The 18,511-nt window shown below is 55.6% G+C and carries 11 protein-coding genes; 5 read left to right on the top strand and 6 right to left on the bottom strand.

Annotated elements, in window-relative coordinates:
• Window positions 1-1,543: 1,543 nt before the first annotated feature.
• Window positions 1,544-2,650 (bottom strand): mandelate racemase/muconate lactonizing enzyme family protein, encoded by a 1,107-nt coding sequence (locus tag F1728_RS11445; RefSeq protein WP_155364216.1) that lies wholly within the window; start codon window positions 2,648-2,650, stop codon window positions 1,544-1,546.
• Between the two features lie 614 nt (window positions 2,651-3,264).
• Here F1728_RS11445 and F1728_RS11450 point away from each other — a divergent pair.
• The gene (locus F1728_RS11450; protein ID WP_155364217.1) at window positions 3,265-3,609 is read left to right on the top strand and encodes a cupin domain-containing protein; all 345 of its coding nucleotides are present in this window, start codon (window positions 3,265-3,267) and stop codon (window positions 3,607-3,609) included.
• A 62-nt stretch (window positions 3,610-3,671) separates the two neighbouring features.
• Window positions 3,672-4,469: an HpcH/HpaI aldolase family protein gene (locus F1728_RS11455; protein WP_145180637.1), complete on the top strand. Its 798-nt coding sequence runs from the start codon at window positions 3,672-3,674 to the stop codon at window positions 4,467-4,469.
• Between the two features lie 83 nt (window positions 4,470-4,552).
• Here F1728_RS11455 and F1728_RS11460 read toward each other — a convergent pair whose 3' ends face one another.
• From F1728_RS11460 to pyrF, 3 genes are read right to left on the bottom strand one after another with little or no spacing between them, the layout of a single operon-like run.
• The gene (locus F1728_RS11460) at window positions 4,553-5,554 is read right to left on the bottom strand and encodes a YhdH/YhfP family quinone oxidoreductase (RefSeq protein WP_155364218.1); all 1,002 of its coding nucleotides are present in this window, start codon (window positions 5,552-5,554) and stop codon (window positions 4,553-4,555) included.
• A 42-nt stretch (window positions 5,555-5,596) separates the two neighbouring features.
• Window positions 5,597-6,232, bottom strand: coding sequence for a DNA-3-methyladenine glycosylase family protein (locus tag F1728_RS11465; protein WP_155364219.1), 636 nt, complete (start codon window positions 6,230-6,232; stop codon window positions 5,597-5,599).
• The gene (gene pyrF, locus F1728_RS11470; RefSeq protein ID WP_155364220.1) at window positions 6,229-7,170 is read right to left on the bottom strand and encodes an orotidine-5'-phosphate decarboxylase; all 942 of its coding nucleotides are present in this window, start codon (window positions 7,168-7,170) and stop codon (window positions 6,229-6,231) included. The genes F1728_RS11465 and pyrF overlap by 4 nt, the downstream gene beginning before the upstream one ends.
• Window positions 7,171-7,445: 275 nt before the next feature.
• On the opposite strand from pyrF, the gene F1728_RS11475 reads away from it, so the two are divergent.
• A complete protein-coding gene (locus F1728_RS11475; protein ID WP_155364221.1) occupies window positions 7,446-8,360 on the top strand; it encodes a radical SAM/SPASM domain-containing protein in 915 nt (304 codons plus the stop codon).
• Window positions 8,361-8,619: 259 nt separating this feature from the next.
• On the opposite strand, the gene F1728_RS11480 is transcribed toward F1728_RS11475, so the two are convergent.
• Window positions 8,620-10,680 (bottom strand): isochorismatase family protein, encoded by a 2,061-nt coding sequence (locus F1728_RS11480; protein ID WP_228030676.1) that lies wholly within the window; start codon window positions 10,678-10,680, stop codon window positions 8,620-8,622.
• A gap of 190 nt (window positions 10,681-10,870) precedes the next feature.
• The gene (locus tag F1728_RS11485; protein WP_155364223.1) at window positions 10,871-12,652 is read right to left on the bottom strand and encodes a thioredoxin domain-containing protein; all 1,782 of its coding nucleotides are present in this window, start codon (window positions 12,650-12,652) and stop codon (window positions 10,871-10,873) included.
• A 1,022-nt stretch (window positions 12,653-13,674) separates the two neighbouring features.
• On the opposite strand from F1728_RS11485, the gene F1728_RS11490 reads away from it, so the two are divergent.
• Entirely contained in the window at window positions 13,675-14,802 is a 1,128-nt protein-coding gene (locus F1728_RS11490) for a hypothetical protein (RefSeq protein WP_155364224.1), read from the top strand.
• A 64-nt stretch (window positions 14,803-14,866) separates the two neighbouring features.
• Complete coding sequence (gene ccsA, locus F1728_RS32435; protein WP_155364225.1) at window positions 14,867-18,481, top strand: cytochrome c biogenesis protein; 3,615 nt, start codon at window positions 14,867-14,869, stop codon at window positions 18,479-18,481.
• The last annotated feature ends 30 nt before the right edge of the window (window positions 18,482-18,511 follow it).

Below are 18,511 nucleotides of genomic sequence, written 5' to 3' on the forward strand. Positions count from 1 at the left end.
AATCCTTACCAGCAGGCTACTTGCCCGCAACAATGTTGTCAATCAATGACAATAAACACCCCCACCAGCAACTGAGCGGCACGGCGCTAGCCGCCGGTAATTAGTGTTGACTACTGACATCATCAGGTAGCCAGAGCCATCCAACTCCGAAAACAACGGGTAAGCCCAAATGCAATTCGGGCCGAGCGCAGCGAGCAGGAAACGGTCAGCACAAAATCACGAACGCTCCTCAGAACCTCTCCTTTTGAAAATAATTCGACTTCCCACACCGCCTGATAAAATCCCCACTGAACCTCCCGCACTCCCCGCTGAACAGACTCCCCTTGATCCACGCCTCCCGAATCGTAAGCTACTTCCCCTCTGGCTCGCGCGCGAGGCGGGTCGACGCCCACCGGCACAGTCACCACCAGTGCCCCACATCCACCTGAACCTCCACCGCTTTTCACCCCATTTCCACCGGAACATTCTGAACCAATGCGAAATGTTCTCCCCCCAATGTTCAGGGCAAACCAGGACACACCTCGGCCAGACGAGGACAAAATCCCGGACACACAAGGACAAAATCCGGACACACAAGGACAAAATCCGGCCACATCGGGACAAAATTCTGTCTTGACGCCCTGCTGCCGTTCGACAGAATCAACATCAAGCTGAATACAGAAGTTAGAGACCACGTCAGTCTGTCTGCTTTCCTCGCGACAGTCCATCTGGTCCCGTTCTCGATGGTTTACCATCTAACACTCCCCCCTGTGAGCGGAATGGCGCCAGCCACCGGTAATCAGGATCAACGCTGAATATTTTACCGGCAGCTGGCGCCTTGCCGCTCATTAAACAGGAATGGCCCGGCGCAAATCGAGCCACGAGCCGTATCTTTGCGTAACGCACCACGCATCCTACACATCGGCTCCAGCAGAACCAGTCCACATCAACCAGTGAAAATCAGACACCATACCAGCCGCACGAACCTCTCCCCACCGACGCCTACCTGGCCCGCCTCAAAACCGCCTTCGCCGACAACTGGGAACAATATTGGGAATAACCGGCGCGTATGCACTATAATTCAAACGATCAGAACCAAGGTTTACCTTCGAGTTTCGGGTGGCACTGTTGGCTCGCCCAACAGTGATCAATAGACGCTCCTATCAGAATCTGAGCGGCACGGCGCTAGCCGCCGGTAATTTCTTCAGCGCGGAACCCACTTACCGGTGGCTAGCGCCATTCCGCTCAAAAAATGGGTGGGCACGGATGCAATCCGTGCCGAGCGCAGCGAGCAGGAGGTCGCAGCTCACCAGACCAATTCATAACAGAGCTACGAACACAATTAACCTTAAAATGAAGTATATCTACTGACCACCTTATAATCACCCTGAGACCTCCAGTTGCCTCCGGCAATATCGGATTACATCCGATACCACCCCCGGTTCGGTGTCCTTCATTTGAGAGCCCCTACTTTCCACCCGAATCTTTTCGTGCCTTTCGTGTTTTTCGTGGTAGAAAAATCCCATGGGTGCCACCTGTCAGTTTACCCGACAGCATCCGCAAATCACCCCAGCGAACTCGCCACCAGATACTTCTGCAACATCCCCTCATCGATCTCCACACCCAGCCCCGGTTTCGTCGGCACCGCCATTGTGCCCTCTTTGATTTCAAACCGTTCGGTGATGATATCGTTCTCCAGGCTGTAATAGGTGCAGTCATTCGCCAGCGGAAAATTGGGAGACGAAGCCGCCATGTGCAACATCGTCGCTGTGCGGAGTCCCAGGTCGTGGGCACAGTGGAAGATACAGGGCACGCCTGCCGAGTCCGCGACCTCACCTACCAGTTTCACCGCCCAGATCCCGCCACACTGGTACGTGTCCGGCAGCAGATATTCCGCCGCATCCAGTTCCAGAATCTTGCGGACATTCTCCATCGTTGTCACCGATTCATTCAACGCCAGTGGCGTCGTCGTCTGCTTGCGGATGTCCGCCGATTCCTGCAGCAGGTCTTTGTGCATCGGCTGTTCGAAATACTGCAGCTCGTACGGTTCCAGATCGCGGGCCAGTTGCAGCGCCACTTCCGGCGTGTACCCCATGTTGGGGTCGATCCGCAGATTGAGCTTATCCCCCACCGACTCACGAATCCCCCGCACCATCGCCAGATCCTCTTCCGGCGAACGCCCTGCCTTAGTCTTCATGGTGGAAAAACCACGATCGACGTAATGCTTCGCAATCGCAGCCGCCTCTTCGGGACCGCGAATCCCCATGCAGCAGGTCACTTCCACGCGATCCCGGTACAGTCCGCCCAACAGACGATGCAGCGGCAACCCCGCCTGTTTCCCCAGGATATCCCAGCAGGCCATTTCTGCCAGCGACTGACGGTAAGGCTCGTCCCCCATCCCCCAGTCTGCATACAGGGCAGCGATATCAGTCGGATCCTTCCCCATTAGAATCGGTCGAAAGTACTCGGCTTCCTTGCCCGTAAAACTGACTGCATTCTGAAACGACAGCCGTTGTGGTGTCTCGCCCCAGCCGGTAATGCCCGCATCGGTCTCGAGGCGAATCAGCAGTGCGCCCGTCGTCATTGAAGAAATATACCGCGACTGGTAAGGCGAAACCGGAACTTGCAGCGGGACATCAACCAGAAACGTTTCAACGCCAGTGATCTTCATCGGAGGCTCCAGAGGCAGGGGAAATCAGTTGTCGGGCGAGAAACTCATGCTACCAGTTACCAATCAGGCCCACAAGCAGACCAATACGATATCACTTCAAATCAACCACGCCGGGTGGCACTGTTGGCTCGCTCAACAGAGACCGCGAAACGCTCCCATCAGCAACTGAGCGGCAAGGCGCTAGCCGCCGGTAAAATCTTCAGCGCGGATCCCACTTACCGGTGGCTGGCGTCATTCCGCTCAAACAAAAGGGTGGGCACGGATGCAATCCGTGCCGAGCATCGCGAGCAGGAGGTCGCAGCTCACTAGCCCAATTCATAACAGAGCTACCAACTTTATCCCCACAAAGAGGTACATCCACTGACCAAATCACTATCCCCCTGCAACCTCCTGTTGCCTCCGGCAATATCGGATTACATCCGATACCACCCTGGTTGGGTATTCTTTTATTTGGAGAGCCCCACTTTCCAACATTCCCACCCCTGTCTTTTCGTGCCTTTCGCGTTTTTCGTGGTAGAAAAAATCCCACGGTTGTGACCGCGCCCCGCCTCCCGTAAAGTAAAACAGAATGAAGATTCAACTCCGTCCCGTTTCGCCCCCTGCAAGGTACCGCCATGATTCCTGAAATCACTAACCTGCTCACACCGCAAGCCACACCCCCGACCGAGGAGCTCTTCGAACACCTCTTCCGGGGTCAGTCCTGCCGGGTGGAACGCATCGTTTCGACCGGGCAGTCCACACGGGAAGGACAGTGGTACGATCAGGAACACGCCGAATGGGTGGTTCTGCTCTCGGGGTCAGCCGTACTCCGTTTTGAGGGGGAAACCCAGGGGCGAACACTCATTCCCGGCGATGCAGTGAACATTCCCGCGCATTGTCTGCACCGGGTCGAAGCGACTGCCGCCGACCAGGAAAGCGTTTGGCTTGCAATCCACTATGAGCCTGTCGAGAATGGGTGAATCAGCATCTGGTATCAGATCACTTCAACTTCAAATAGATTACAGGAAAGACATTCAGACTGATGAAAAAGAATCCGGTCAAAGCAGCATTGAGTGAGGGGAAACCTCAGGTTGGAACATGGCTCTCATCCGGGGATGTAATGATGACCCGCCTGATGGCCCGCGTCGGATTCCCCTGGCTGACCGTCGACATGGAACATTCCCCCATCGACTGGTCGCAGGCCGCACTCCTCTTCGGTGCCATCGCAGATGCCGGCTGTGTCCCCCTCTGCCGGGTTCCTCTCGGAAAATATGAACTCATCAAGCGGGCCCTCGACGCCGGTGCCCACGGGATTGTCGCCCCGATGATCAACACCGTCGAACAGGCCAAAGAGGTCATCGACGCCGTGAAATACCCGCCGATCGGCAACCGCTCAGTGGGTGGAGTACTGCACGCGATGAACTTCGACGCCACTGCCGGCGACTACTACAAATACGCCAACGATGAAATCCTCGTCGTCCTGCAGACCGAATCGCCCGAAGGGGTCGAAAACGCGGAAGAGATCTACAGCCTGGAAGGCGTCGACGCCATCTTCGTCGGCCCCAACGACCTGACTTTCCAGATGAGCAAAGAAACCGGCGTGCATCCATCACCCGATGAACTCGAAGCCATGCTGCAGCGGATTCTGGAAACCGGCAAGAAGACCGGCACCCCCGTCGGTCTGCACGTGCAGACCGTCGAAGCCGTTGAACAGCGCATCGCCGAAGGCTGGCGTTTCATCGCCTGTGGCAGTGAAGTCAAGTTCATGGTCAACGAAGCCCAGCGGATCGTCACCGGACTGAATCTCAAGTCCGACACCGCCGACCTGGCCCGCTATTAAACCAGTGGCTATAAAAATCAAATCAGCAATAGAGGCCATGCCCCTTTCGGGTGTGGCCTCTTGCTTTGCGCCGGGTACCGCCGCTATTCGGCTCCCACCTGGATGATCGTCCGTTCCTGGTGCGTCCCTTCCAGCAGGCTCTCGACGGTCTGTTGTGCCCGGTCGAGCGTGATGACCTTCGCCCGCGAGTCGAGATCGTCCAGCTTCCAGTCGGTCGCCAGCTTCTGCCAGAGCGAGGCCCGCTTTTCAATCGGGTACCAGGCCGAATCGATCCCGTCGAGTGTCACTCCCCGCAGAATAAACGGGAACACGGTCAGGTCCAGCTGTGCGCCCCCCGCGTTGCCACACGCAGCCACACAACCTTGCGGTTGAATCGAGCGGATCACATGGCTCAACAGCGATCCCCCCACAGTATCGATGGCAGCCGCCCAGTGCCCTTTCAGTAACGGTCGGTCCGAGTTGATATCAATCGCCAGTCGATCGACGACTTCGTCAGCCCCCAGATCGAGCAGTCGCTGATGGTACTCCGCTTTCCCGGAAACCGCGGTCACTTCGAACCCGCAACGTTTCAACAGCGACAGGGCAAACGATCCCACACCTCCCGAAGCCCCCGTCACCAGCACCTTGCCTGACTCGGGCCTGATATGATGGTGCAGCAGACTGTCGACGCACATCGCCGCCGTCAGTCCTGCGGTCCCGAGAATCATCGACTCCTTGAGCGTCAGCCCCTCAGGCAGCGGCACAATCCATTCCGGTTTGACGCGAATCAGTTCGGACCAGCCTCCCCAGCGTTCGACTCCCAGTTCATAGCTGGTGACAACCACTTTGTCTCCCACCTGGAACTGATCGGAGTCGGAAGACTCCACGATGCCTGCCGCATCGATTCCGGGCACATGCGGGAAATGACGGACCACGCCGGGATTCCCGGTCGCCGCGAGAGCGTCTTTATAATTCACCGACGAATAGACGACGCGTATCGTCACTTCCCCATCTGGAAGATTATTATACGGCACCGAGACGACGCCGGCCGTGATCTCTTTCTGCTCATGTTGTCGGACCTGAAAACAGCGAAAGGAGTTCGTCATGGTTCATCCGTTTCTGATTGAGTCAGGAATGTGAGTTCGTGCTTACCACGGACCGTCGGGGGTTTCCATTTCCAGCACCCGCCAGCAGTACCAGCTGGCCACCGTCCGATACGGCGCCCAGAGCTCGGCGATTTCGATACAGGTCTGCTTGTCGGGGCGGCTCTCCAGTTCATAGATCGTCTGGATGCCGTTCTGAATTCCCAGGTCGTCATGCGGGAACACATCGGGGCGACAGAGGCCGAACATCAGAAACATCTGCGCCGTCCACTGACCAATGCCCTTGACCTGCACCAGTTCCGCAGTCACCTCATCATCGGTCATCTGGTGCAGTTTATGCAAGCGTACGTTCTTCTCCAGCACCATCTCAGCCAGGTGATGTACGTAGTTCGCCTTCTGCGCCGAGAGCCCTACCGAACGTAGCTGTTCGTGAGAGAGCTGCATGATCTTTTCCGCACTCGGCTGCCCTTTTCCGGTTAACGCATGCAGACGTTTGTAAATCGTCCGGGCCGCAGATGTAGAGATCTGTTGCGAGACGATCGAACGCAGCAGCAGTGCAAACCGATAACGATACGGCTTCAACGAACAGACGCCAATATTGTCGATCACCGGCTTGAGCCTGGGATCGACTTTTCGCAGATGCAGTGACGCTTCTGCAAACGACTTCGCCTGGTCGCTCATTGCAGCTTCCCGGCGGGCGTGTGTTCGGCCAGGTCGGCGACCATATCATGCGTGGCCGCTTCCACCGCCTGTTCCCATTCTTCCGGAGCGAATTTCTCGGAATACGGTTCCTTGCGAATCGCGAAGTTGATCCCCCGCGAACTATTAATGATCGCTCCCAGCCCTTCCGCATCAAAGGCACCCGCGACATCGCCGGCTCCCGCGCCCTGGCTCCCATAACCGGGTACCAGCAGCGGAGCATGCGGCATCAGTTCCCGCAGTTGTGTCAGCTCTTCCGGATAGGTCGCCCCCACCACCGCACCAATAGCGCCGTAGTGTCCGTTACCCGTTGTATTTAATGCGAGATCATTCACGACCGCCGCCACACATTCATACAAAGTATGGCCGTCTGTTTTCCGATCCTGAAAGGTCCCCGCTCCCGGGTTACTCGTTCGTACCAGCACGTAAATCCCCGCCCCCCGTTCGATGGCTACTTTCACAAACGGTTCCAGCGTATCGCTGCCCAGGTAAGGGTTCACCGTCAGACAGTCCGCCGCCCAGATGGCACTCTCCGGGTCTTCGCCCGCCAGGTATGCACGGGCATACGCTTCTGCCGTCGAGCCGATGTCTCCCCGCTTCGCATCACAGATCACAACCAGCCCCGCTTCACGCGCCCGTTTGATCACACGCTGCAGCGCGAGACAACCGGCGGGCCCCCATTCTTCAAAGAACGCGGCCTGCGGCTTGACCGCCGGTACCAGGGGAGCAACCACATCGATCATCCGAAAACAGAACTCTTCAAATGCAGCCGCGACGATCTCCGCTTTGCTGGAATGTTTCGCTTCCGCAGCAGAGACGATCTCCTCGGGAAGCCAGTCAAAGCGGGGGTCCAGGCCGACCAGAGCGGGTGTTTTTTTACTGCGAATGGCGGCATTCAGACGATCAGAAAAGTGGTGCATCAGTTAACTGCTTTCAGAGATACAGGTTAGGACATTTTCAATATCAGAAGGTTCGAGGTTTTCCTTCATGAATCATACTAAATTAAGCCGACAATGGAATAATGAGGGTTTTTGAAATCCCGATCCACGGCAGAGTTTTTACCAGCCGTAACGGACAGAGGGAACTGTTCTACAGGATTCGGACCGGAAGCTCTCATTGACCGAAAACAGCCACTCCCCGATCTGCACAACACACCCTATTCCGCTTGTCCCTGATTCATGGAAGAGTCGACAAAATGCTGGAAGTCATCACCCCCTACCAATTTGGCGATCAGAGAGCAGAATACGACGCAGGCATCGCCCGCATGCGGCATTCCCTCTACATGGACTATCCACGCAACGTTCATCTGGAGACCCAGGCCCGCTGCAACGCCAGCTGCAACTTCTGTCCTTACCCGGATCTGAACCGCAAGCACACTAAAATGAGCGACGAGCTCATTGACAAAATCCTGAACGAGCTGACCGCCATTCCCCAGGAAATGAACCTGCAGATTTCGCCGTTCAAAGTCAGCGAACCGTTTCTGGATGTCCGCCTGTTTGACGTTCTGGAAAAGATCAACACCTTGCTCCCGCAGGCAAAAATCGCGCTGACCTCCAACTCCACCCCGATCACAGAGGACAAGCTGGAGCAGCTACAGGAAATCAAAAACATCCAATATCTCTGGATCTCCTTCAACGATCATCGTGAAGCAGAGTACGAACGGGTGATGAACCTCCCCTATCAGCGTACGCGACAGCGGCTGGAAATGATTCACGATGCCTTCATGGAAGGCGATGTCAACTTCCCGGTCGTCCTCTCCCGCGTAGGAGACGGCACCGAAGCCGACCATGAATTTGTGCAATGGGTCAGTATCAACTATCCCCTGTTCAAATCGAGCGTCTTCCCGCGCATGGAATGGATCGGACAGGTACAGGGACTGGACGTCAACAATGTTCCCAACATGGGCTGTGTACGCTGGTTCGAACTCTCGATCACCGCAACCGGTGAAGTCGCCCACTGTTGTGCCGACGGTCAGGCGGAATATACCATCGGCAACGCCAACGATCAGAATGTGCTGGAGATCTACAACTCTCCCGAATACCGCAAGCTCCGGGAGTCCACAGTCTCGCGCTTAAGCGTCGAACCCTGCAACCGTTGTACTTTCATGTGAGCCGAAAACTGAGCGGTATGGCGCTAACCGCCGGTAAAATCTCCAGCGACGATTTCATTTAATGGTAGCAAACGCCGGGTGCCACTGTCGGCTCGCCCGACAGTGAATTGCAGATCAAGCATTCCCAATTCAAAGGGTAGCCCCGAATGCAATTCGGGGTGAGCGCAGCGAACTGGAAACTGACAGGGAAATCTTCCGGATGCTCCCGCAAAACACTCCTGCCATCTGAAACCAGTTGGTACTAACGCTTCCCACACCCTCACGGCTTGAACACAATATCCGTCACCGTACCGAACTTGGCCGGTAAAGGCATGTTCGCAAACGTCCGATCATCGCCCGAGCGATATTGCCAGCGTCCCGCCAGGGGAAGTGCACCACTGGCAGAAACCAGTTGAGGCACCGACGCGAAATCTGCTTCCGCATCACGACCGGAAACAGCCACGACAATCAGGTTCGCATCGTTCACGGTGACCATCCCGGGGGCGATCACGAAACCGTCGCCCCGTTTCTTGAGAGCCGTTCCGTTCAACCAGGCTTGAACCGTATTCCCGGCAGACGTGGGTACCTTTAATTGTAAAGGCTCACCAGCCAGCCACGCTTTCGGCATCCGGGCCACACAACGATACCAGCGACTCTCTACGGTCCCTGCCGGCTTCTTGAATTCGGGCACAGAAACCACCGTCCAGTGCGGTGCACCACGCAGGCTCACCTTGTCGGAGAGTTTCACTTTTGCGGGATTCAGACCTGCGGCCCAGTAGATCCCGTTGGCCAGCAACCGCACGAACTCGGGTTGCTGGAAATCACCGGTGTGCCCCAGTGACGTGTAAAACGAACGGCCGCCGTCCTTCCGTTGAAACGTCCAGGCCACCGGTTCGACCGGCTTCCCTTTAATTTCCGCCGTCATCAGTACCGTCGTCCCTTTCGCCAGCGGAGTCACCTCGTACAGAGAATATGCCTGCGGGAACGGTTTGTCGGGAATGCCCGTCAGAATCGGGTTCTGCTTTTGTTTCGGGTTGATCGTCACGATCGACTTCAGATCATTCGCGTGATGTCCGTGATAGCTGCCGCCAAAAACGGTCGCATCAAATTCAGGCCAGTCCGCGTATCCCTTCGGCGGCTCTTTCCCACGCAATGAAAACGCATGGCTCGCGGTGCGGATACCCACCACAGGCTTACCCGCGGCAACATACTTCTTGATCAGCGCCATCTGTTTTGTTGGAAGCACGCGTCTACGTACGCTGAACAACACAAGATCGGCATCCTCGATCTCTTCGATCCCCGGGATCTTATTCCGCTCCTTGTCATCAGCAAAGACCAGGCTCACACGAAACGCTTTGCCCAGGTTCTCCGCCGCGAACTTGGGTAAACTTTTCTCTGTCTCGTACTCCTGCTCCGCCATGATGATCACGAGGTGCGGTCGATCATCTTTCTTGAATACAAATTCATCGCCCCCCAGAATCTGATCGCTGGTAATCGTGGGACAGATGAATTTTTCGATGTGCGAGATAATCAGATCGTTACCGGTAAAGTGACTCACGTAAGGCCAGCGCTGCGGGTTATACATCGTATCGGTCAGGTCCCGTACCAGCACCACGTTCTTCCCGTTCTGTGCCATCTGCCGCAATCCGAACGGACGACCGAGGACACACATGTTGGTATGCACGCCGGTCAGAATCACGTTCTTAATGCCACGGCTTCCCAGAATCCGCCAGACTTCATCCCCCTTATCGGAAATGAAATCTTTCTCACCATCGATGGTGATCAGCGGCGACTGCTTCTGCCAGGGGAGTGCCGGATTGCGGCCCAGCGACTTCAGCTTCGCGGCCCATGCTTTGTGCTCTTCCGGCTCATCATCCTCGCCCCCATCGGACTGATCAAGGGGATACACGGCCTGCTCTTCACTGGGAATCTTTGAGCACCAGTTTTCGATGCCCTCCGGTATCGGTCCATTGAACGTGACCTGCTGCGCCCGCTGACGCGCCGGGTGCCCTTCATAAGCCGGCATACAATCACTCGGGGCGTGAATGATGGTCACTCCCTGTGCGCGGGCCGTCTTGAGCAGTTGATCCAGCCGCGGTGCAAACTGTTCCAGTCGACGGACCGCATTCAGACAATGATGGTAGTCCCAGACATCGCAGACGATAATCGCGGTCTGCTCAGGATCCCAGCTCTCCTTATGTTCCAGTCGATGATAACGCCCGGAGCCCTTGCTGGTCTCGGACTGGGATCGCAGGTTCAACTGCAGATCCTCGGCAGACAGCAGACTGGTATAAGTCAACAACAGGCTCAGACAGACGGACAGTTTACAGAACAGCTTCACGTGATGTCTCCTGGTGGCAGGCGCATTGAGGGGAACAGGTTGAACCATCCCCGGTGGTATTCCGCAGAATCTCTATTCTAAAAAGCCACCGTAGCAGAACAAAAGTCCGAAAGCCAGAAACAAAAAAATCCAGCCTGAACCACACAGGGATTCAGACTGGATCAGATGTTCTCAGTAGACGATTGAGCGTTTAGCGACGCGACTCAGCGGAACGACGGTACCGCTGGACCGGAGCACTGTTCTGCAGGCTGTCCGGCGTTGATTTTTTAGCCGTCTGTGTGAAAGAGGAAGGCGGACGGAACATGGCATCTTCCGACTGAGCAGGGCTGGCTACCAGGTGAGTCTTACTGGCCCGGGGCAGGCTCCGGCTGATCCGCTCATCCCGCTGACGACGTACTGTATTACGGGGAGTTCCCGACAGGTTGGCCGCAGGCTGGAAGCGGGCCGAGGTCGGCTGAGGTTGATTACTGACTTCTCCCGACAGGTAAGAGACAAACTTGGAACTGGCCTTGTTGATGATCACAACCCGGCTGGCTGACTTGGGCTTGTTGAGCGGACGGATAATGCAGACCACTTCCGCTTCCCCTGCCTGATCCAATGCCGCCTGCAACTGTGACAGGTCCGGATTACCGGTTGTTGCCGAGGTCACCTGTTGACGCGGCTGGCTGTTCGTCGGCATCGCCCGGTTCAGGAACTCATCCAGCAGTTGCTGGTTGGGAGCTGCCTGGGCTGCAGGAGCAGCTTCCGACATGGCGAACTTGGTTTCCGGAGCGGACTCCTGAACGGCAGGCTGTTTGTAAAGGGCCGTCAGGTTGCTTTCATCGAGCAGTTTATGAACCACGGGCAGACCGGCATACAAACCACGGCGGTCTTCCTTATCAACGGCAAAGCAGACACCCACCAGTTGGCCGGAGCGGTTAAACAGTCCCCCGCCCGAACGTCCCTGCACGGGCATGCCCGTACATTCGATGTTGTCCGGTCCCAGGAAACGGTTGAGTTCGGTTACTTTGATTTTCTCCAGGGTCGGCAGTTCTCCACTGCTGCAACCCAGAGATGCTACGACGTCACCCGCTTTAACTTCATCTTCCAGCGGAGCCACTTTCGCAGCAGCCACGACGCCCGAAGTGGGAATCGAAATCAGTCCCACATCGGCTTCCAGGTTATAACGGACCAGGGTACCCACATAAGTATCGTACTTTTCGCCCTGGAAGACATCGACTTCAATTATGGAATCAGCCCTGATGTCGCTGAAGATATGACTGCAGGTCATGATCAGGGTTCGACCGACGGCACTGTGAATTACCGTCCCCGAACCGAGGTCCATTCCCTTTTTGTCTTTGACACGAATGCGAACCGTGCTGGCTCGCCAGTTGATGATTTCTTCCTGGGGAGCGGCTTCCGCGAACTGATCGTTGGCAGCATCGCCAAACTGGGCACGAATCACGGGCTCTTCGACAGGAACCGAATCATCTTCAGATTTGTTTTTACCAAAGAAAGGGAGATTGAATCCGCGCGATTTCTTTTCGGGCTGCTTCTGATCCTGTGCCAGCTGAATCGGGGCTTCTTCAGCCTGATTGCTGCGACGATCATTGGATGCGAAGACGACCGGGTTACGGGGCTGTGACCGTTCGGGCTGAGCAGGTTCCGCAGCAGGAATCCGGGCCAGCATCCGACGCAGGTTACTTTCCGTTGTGGCACCGACAGAACGAGCCACCTCTTTACCATCGACGACCAGCACAAAAGCGGGAATGCTGGAAACATTAAAACGTCGGGCCAGCTCAGGTTCCTGATCGACGTCGACTTTCTTGATTGGATAGCCTTCACGTTTCAAACGTGAAACCAGCGGACTCATTTTCTGACACGGGCCACACCAGGTCGCAGTGAAATCCAGCAGAACTCCTTTAGGAGCAGCTGCCAGTGCAGAACCGGTGATCATCAGAAAAGTGAATACGGATGTCGCTAATAATCTCATCTACCAACTCCTCACAATCGTTGGTTTCAACGCGCAACGCGTTTTAAAATTTGAGAAAGGGGTATCTGTTCGATGCTCGCCGCAAGATGTGGAACACATGCTGAGGACAGAGCAGACAACCGCTGAGGTCGTCGTGAGCAGAGAAGCAGTGCGCAGTGATTGCAGAACAATCTCTGTGTGAGCGAAAAACTGCTTGAGCCCCCTCTCGAAAAGAAGAGATTCGACAGTTCGAACTTTCACGGCCTGGTTGAGAGCGTCAACCGGCAGTCTGTGTGAAATCAGCTTCACGGTGCGGCTTCCATGCCTGGGGTTTTGGTTCCCATGAACAACTGGGAATTTGGGTCAGTTTGGGGTGAATCGTGTCCGGTCTTCCATAACCGCTGACATTGATTCGATTGAATTGTCGGTTCCGTACGTTCGTGTACTATTTAATAGAAATGGAATTCAGAATCCCATTTGTGACGGGTCACTTTGAATTACGCACCTCGCATACCAGAATCGCAATTTATTTTGCGAAAAATCAGCGAGAACGCGTAAATACATTAAAGATTATTCCTTGTAAATAGGATTTCTTCTGGAAGCTTTTACAATCGCCTCTCAGAATCGCCGATTTGGTGACTTTTTTGCAAGGCATTGTAATTTTTACGCGATTTTTCGAGTTTTTTAAGCTCTGGCCCGAGGGGCCGATTTTAAAGGCCAGGCCCTTCCAATACCGGGGAATTTGCCAGGACTCGAAAACTGGTTGTGTACTTTTTGGTCTCACGACAACTATAATAGTCAGTGGTCCCCAGCAGAGTGACTCTGGTATCCGGGGCCGTGTTGTTTTAACATAACCACCATTATTGAAACAACTTATGCCCCTTGAGGCGTGAACCACTCCTCAAACACCTGCCTTGTACACAACGACAGTACCTCTGTCAGTCTGCTGACATCGAACTCAAAACCACCCGGATTTAGCCCGATCAGTTGATTTGCCAGTCATTTTCGACTCTCAGGCCGTAGAAAACCTGGACCAAGCCGCCATGTATCGACCCGAAAGACAAACCCTGCTCATGAAATCGTTCCCGCTCCTGCTCCTGATGCCCCTGCTGCTCCTGCCGATCGGCTGTGGAAAACAGGATGAGATTCACACCTATGAAGTCCCCAAAGAAGGAGCCGACCTCGGTCCGGCACAGGCCACCTCTGCAGAAGCAAAACCGACCCGCATGCTGGCAGCCATCCTGCCCGGCGATGGACAGAACTGGTTCTTCAAAATGACCGGGGCTCCCGAACAGGTCGCTGCTCAGTTTGAGACCTTCATCGAATTCCTCAAATCGGTGACCCTCAAAGCAGGTCAGCCCGAATGGAAGCTCCCCGCAGACTGGACTCAGACACCAGGCAGTTCCATGCGATTTGCCACCCTCAAAGTCAAAGACACAGATCCCCCACTCGAAATGTCGGTAATCCCCCTGCCGCCGAGTGGCACACTGGAAAACGTCAATCGCTGGCGTGACCAGGTGGGTCTGGCTCCCATTACCGAAAAAGACCTCACAGCAGCCGAAGGCGTTTCTCCCAGTCTGGACCAGGAACAGTTCACGCTGAAAGCCGGCGATAAAACAATCACGGTCGTCAGCCTGGATGGCAAGATGGCTGACAACCCCATGAGCCGGGCTCCCTTCGCTTCCGGCATGATGGGTGGTGGCATGCCCGCACCGGGAGGCCCTGCCGCTTCCACGCCGCCGGCTGCCGCCGCACAGATCAAATACGAAACTCCCTCAGGCTGGAAACCCGGTCGCAGCGGAGGCATGCGGAAAGCCGCCTTCAATGTCTCTGCCGACGGAGAGACCGGCGAAGTCACCGTGATCGATCTTGCCAAAGACAGTTCTCCCCTGCTCCCGAATATCAACCGCTGGCGTGATCAGGTGAAACTCAAAGCCATTACCGACGCCGATCTGTCGGGGAACTCGGAGCAACTCAAAGCCGGGGATCTCGAAGCAACCTATGTCAAACTGATCGGCCCCGAAGGCGAAACACCACGACCGGCCATTCTGGGTGCCATCATCTACCGGGACAATCTGGCCTGGTTCGTGAAGTTTACCGGCCCCGCCAGGCTGGCAGAAAAAGAGGAAGCGAACTTCAAAGAGTTTGTGAAGTCGATCCGTTTTGAATAGTCCGGCCCCGGCCTGACCACACAATCCATTATTAGTTTTTGAGTCTGACCCTCAGGAAATCCGTATGTCAACGAATACCCTCCCGGAAACATCTCACGAAACTGCCTCGCCCGAGTCCGGCTCTGGTTCCGCGAATTTCAATAAGCATTTTCTGAACTTCCTGATGCCCCTGGCCTCGCTGAAAATCACAGTGGCCCTGTTCGCGATGGCCATCTTTATCATCCTGGCCGGAACCCTGGCCCAGGTCGAAAAAGATATCTGGGTTGTGATCGACGAATACTTCCGTACCGCCATCGCCCGCATCGATTTCAAAATCTTCTTCCCCCCTTCCTTCTTCCCCGGCATCAAACCGGACAGCATCCCCGGTTTCTTCTACTTTCCGGGGGGCTGGCTCATCGGTTTTATGATGGGCGTCAACCTGTTGGCGGCGCACCTGATTCGTTTCAAAGTGCAGGGTAAAGGTAAAGAACGCACAATTGGCTGGAGCATTATCGGCATCGGCCTGCTCCTTACCTGGCTGGTCATCGCCGGCGGTTCGAACAAAGACGGGTTCCAGGAATATTCGGTCATGAGCTGGCAGGTCCTCTGGTGGCTCTTTGAAGCAGGCCTCGCCCTGTCTGCCATCGGCGGTCTGGCTTTGTTCTTCCTGCTCCCCAAACATCGCAAAGTCGAACGTGGTCTCGCCATCGGCGGCGCGATCATGCTGGGATTCCTGACCGCCTGGTTTATCTCCAAAGGGGATGCCGCCCGCTTCAGCGATTCCTCCATGCGGATTCTCTGGCAGTTGATTAAAGCAACCTTCGTCGGTGTCGTACTGCTCGCCGGTTGTATTCCGCTCTTCAAGAAACGGGCCGGGGTCGTGCTCCTGCACGCCGGTGTCGGCCTGATGATGCTCAGCGAACTCATCGTGGGCACCATGGCTGTGGAAACACAGATGACCGTCTCCGAAGGTCAGACAACCAATTTCGTCCAGGATATCCGCGAGATCGAACTGGCCGTCATCGATAAAACTGATCCCCAGAAGGATCGCGTCACCGTCATCCCCAAATCGATCCTGCTCAAAAATCGCGAAGGCGTCGTCTCAGATCCCGCACTCCCCTTCGATTACGAACTGATCCACTACTACCAGAACTCGTCGCTCCGCAAGATTTCATCGCTGACCGCTGAAGAGAAAAAAGCGGCCGAAAACCCCGCTACGACCGGCGTCGGTAAAGAATGGATCGCCCTGCCGGTACGAAATACCGCGGGTACCGATATGGGAGGCGGCGTCGACATCCCGGCAGCTTACATTAAAATTATCGACAAAAAGAGCAAAGAGTCTCTGGGAGTCTACCTGGTCAGCCTCGATCTCTCGTTGCGGGACTTCGGCGAACAGGTTGTCGTTGATGGCACTCCCTACGAGCTCTTCCTGCGGTTCAAACGCTACTACAAAGACTACACCGTCAAACTGATCGATGTCCGCAAGGATGATTACGCCGGTACCAGCACGGTGCAGAACTATTCTTCCGATATCCGCCTCGTTGACAACGAACGCAACGTCGACCGCGATGTGCATATCTGGATGAATAACCCGCTGCGGTACAGTGGAGAAACGTTCTACCAGAGCGGTTATCACCAGGATCCCCGTACGGGCGAAGAGACGACTACCCTCTCCGTCGTCACTAACATGGGCTGGATGATTCCGTATGTCTCCTGCATGATCGTTGTGGTTGGCATGTTCTATCACTTCATGATCACCCTGCTCCGCTATCTCGGCCGCCGCGAAAAACAGCGCACCGAACCTAAAGCGATTGAAGAGTTCGCCGTGGACAAGTCGGGAGAAATGACTCCCGCACTCCAGCGCAAACTGCGCAGCGAAAAACTCCAGAAATATCTGATTCCGATTACCATCTTCATCATCTTTGGCGGCTACCTGATGGGCAAAGCCGTTGTGCGGAAACCCGACGCCAATCAGATGAATCTCTACAAGTTCGGCGAACTGCCCGTCCTCTACCAGGGACGCGCCAAACCCATCGACACACTGGCCCGTAACAGTCTGCGAATCGTCTCAGGCAAGCAGACCTTCAAAGACTCAGACGGAAAAACACAGCCCGCCATCAAATGGTTCCTCGATACCATCGCCAACCCGGAAGCTTCGTTCAAGCACCGGGTCTTCCGTATTGAAAACCCGGAACTGCTCACCGTGCTGGGTCTCAAACGCCGCGAAGGGTTTCGTTATTCCTTCGAAGACTTCATCGAAAAACTGCCCGAACTCACCCGGCAGGCTGAACTCGCCCGCAAGGCAGGCAAAGGCCAGGCAAGCCTCTTCCAGTCCCGTGTGCTGGAACTGGAAAAGAAAATCGGCATCGTCGATCTGCTCATGCAGGCCTTCAATCCACCACAGATCCGCCCGGAAAATGCACGTCAGGATGTGATGGAAGCCTTCCGGCGACAGGAACTGCTGGCACAACGTAATCCGCCGCTGGCGATTCCTCCCAAGCTTCTGGAAGACAAGGATGACCAGAAACCGGAAACCGCCACCGACGATCAGTGGCAGACCTATTCCGCTTCCTGGCTGCGTGATCTGCTGAGCCTCAGCGTCAATAACGAAAAAGAAAACGAAGCCACCCAGGCCTGGACGGGAATTCTCGTCGCTTATTCACGCGATAATGTCGCCGATTTCAACAAACAGGTCCAGGACTACCAGAGCTGGCTGAATCGGAACCGTGCCGATCTGCCACATACCAGCCTGAATAAGATCGACTTCGAAGCGTTCTACAATCACTTCGAACCCTGCTACTATGCCGCCGTGCTGTATCTGTTCGCGTTTGTGCTGGTCTGCCTCTCCTTCCTGTTCCTGCAGCGACCACTGGGCAGTGCCGCCTTCTGGCTGATCGTGCTCACATTCGTGGTACACACGTTCGCGCTGATCGCTCGCATCTATATCTCGGGCCGTCCCCCGGTGACCAACCTCTACTCCTCTGCCGTCTTTATCGGCTGGGGTGCAGTGCTGGCGGGGATCGTGATTGAACGCATCAATCACATGGGCATTGGAAACCTGCTGGCCTCAGTCGCCGGTTTCTCAACACTGCTGATCGCACACATGCTCGCCGGTGATGGTGATACCATGGCCGTCCTGCAGGCGGTGCTGGATACACAGTTCTGGCTCGCCACTCACGTGGTCTGCATCACCCTCGGTTACGCTGCGACTTTTGTAGCTGGTCTTCTGGGACTGTTCTATATCCTCTGGGGCACCTTAACGCCCCGCATGACAGCCGATGCAGGCAAAGAAATCATTCGCATGCTGTATGGCGTGCTCTGCTTTGCCATCATCCTCAGCTTCTTCGGCACCGTACTCGGCGGTCTCTGGGCTGACGATTCCTGGGGCCGTTTCTGGGGCTGGGATCCCAAGGAAAACGGCGCACTGATTATTGTGCTCTGGAATGCTCTCGTCCTGCACGCCCGCTGGGGTGGCATGGTTAAAGATCGAGGCATGGCCATCCTCTCGATCGGTGGGAACATCGTTACCAGCTGGTCCTGGTTCGGCGTTAATGAACTGGGCGTCGGTCTGCACTCTTACGGATTCACCGAAGGCGTACTTCTGGCACTCGGTCTGTTCATGCTCTCGCAACTGGCCGTCATCGGCATCGGCCTGATTCCGCAGCGAAAGTGGTGGAGTTTCAAACAACGTCAGGCGTAACTATCAGCGGGGCGAAGAACCGGTTACAAG

Origin of the sequence: Gimesia benthica (genome assembly GCF_009720525.1) — a bacterium.
In the GTDB taxonomy this organism is placed as follows: domain Bacteria; phylum Planctomycetota; class Planctomycetia; order Planctomycetales; family Planctomycetaceae; genus Gimesia; species Gimesia benthica.

Bases quoted from the DNA above. Each gene is read 5' to 3' on its own strand.
- F1728_RS11445 (WP_155364216.1), bottom strand. From the start codon at position 2,650: ATGAAGATCACTGGCGTTGAAACGTTTCTGGTTGATGTCCCGCTGCAA.
- F1728_RS11450 (WP_155364217.1), top strand. From the start codon at position 3,265: ATGATTCCTGAAATCACTAACCTGCTCACACCGCAAGCCACACCCCCG.
- F1728_RS11455 (WP_145180637.1), top strand. From the start codon at position 3,672: ATGAAAAAGAATCCGGTCAAAGCAGCATTGAGTGAGGGGAAACCTCAG.
- F1728_RS11460 (WP_155364218.1), bottom strand. From the start codon at position 5,554: ATGACGAACTCCTTTCGCTGTTTTCAGGTCCGACAACATGAGCAGAAA.
- F1728_RS11465 (WP_155364219.1), bottom strand. From the start codon at position 6,232: ATGAGCGACCAGGCGAAGTCGTTTGCAGAAGCGTCACTGCATCTGCGA.
- pyrF (WP_155364220.1), bottom strand. From the start codon at position 7,170: ATGCACCACTTTTCTGATCGTCTGAATGCCGCCATTCGCAGTAAAAAA.
- F1728_RS11475 (WP_155364221.1), top strand. From the start codon at position 7,446: ATGCTGGAAGTCATCACCCCCTACCAATTTGGCGATCAGAGAGCAGAA.
- F1728_RS11485 (WP_155364223.1), bottom strand. From the start codon at position 12,652: ATGAGATTATTAGCGACATCCGTATTCACTTTTCTGATGATCACCGGT.
- F1728_RS11490 (WP_155364224.1), top strand. From the start codon at position 13,675: ATGTATCGACCCGAAAGACAAACCCTGCTCATGAAATCGTTCCCGCTC.
- ccsA (WP_155364225.1), top strand. From the start codon at position 14,867: ATGTCAACGAATACCCTCCCGGAAACATCTCACGAAACTGCCTCGCCC.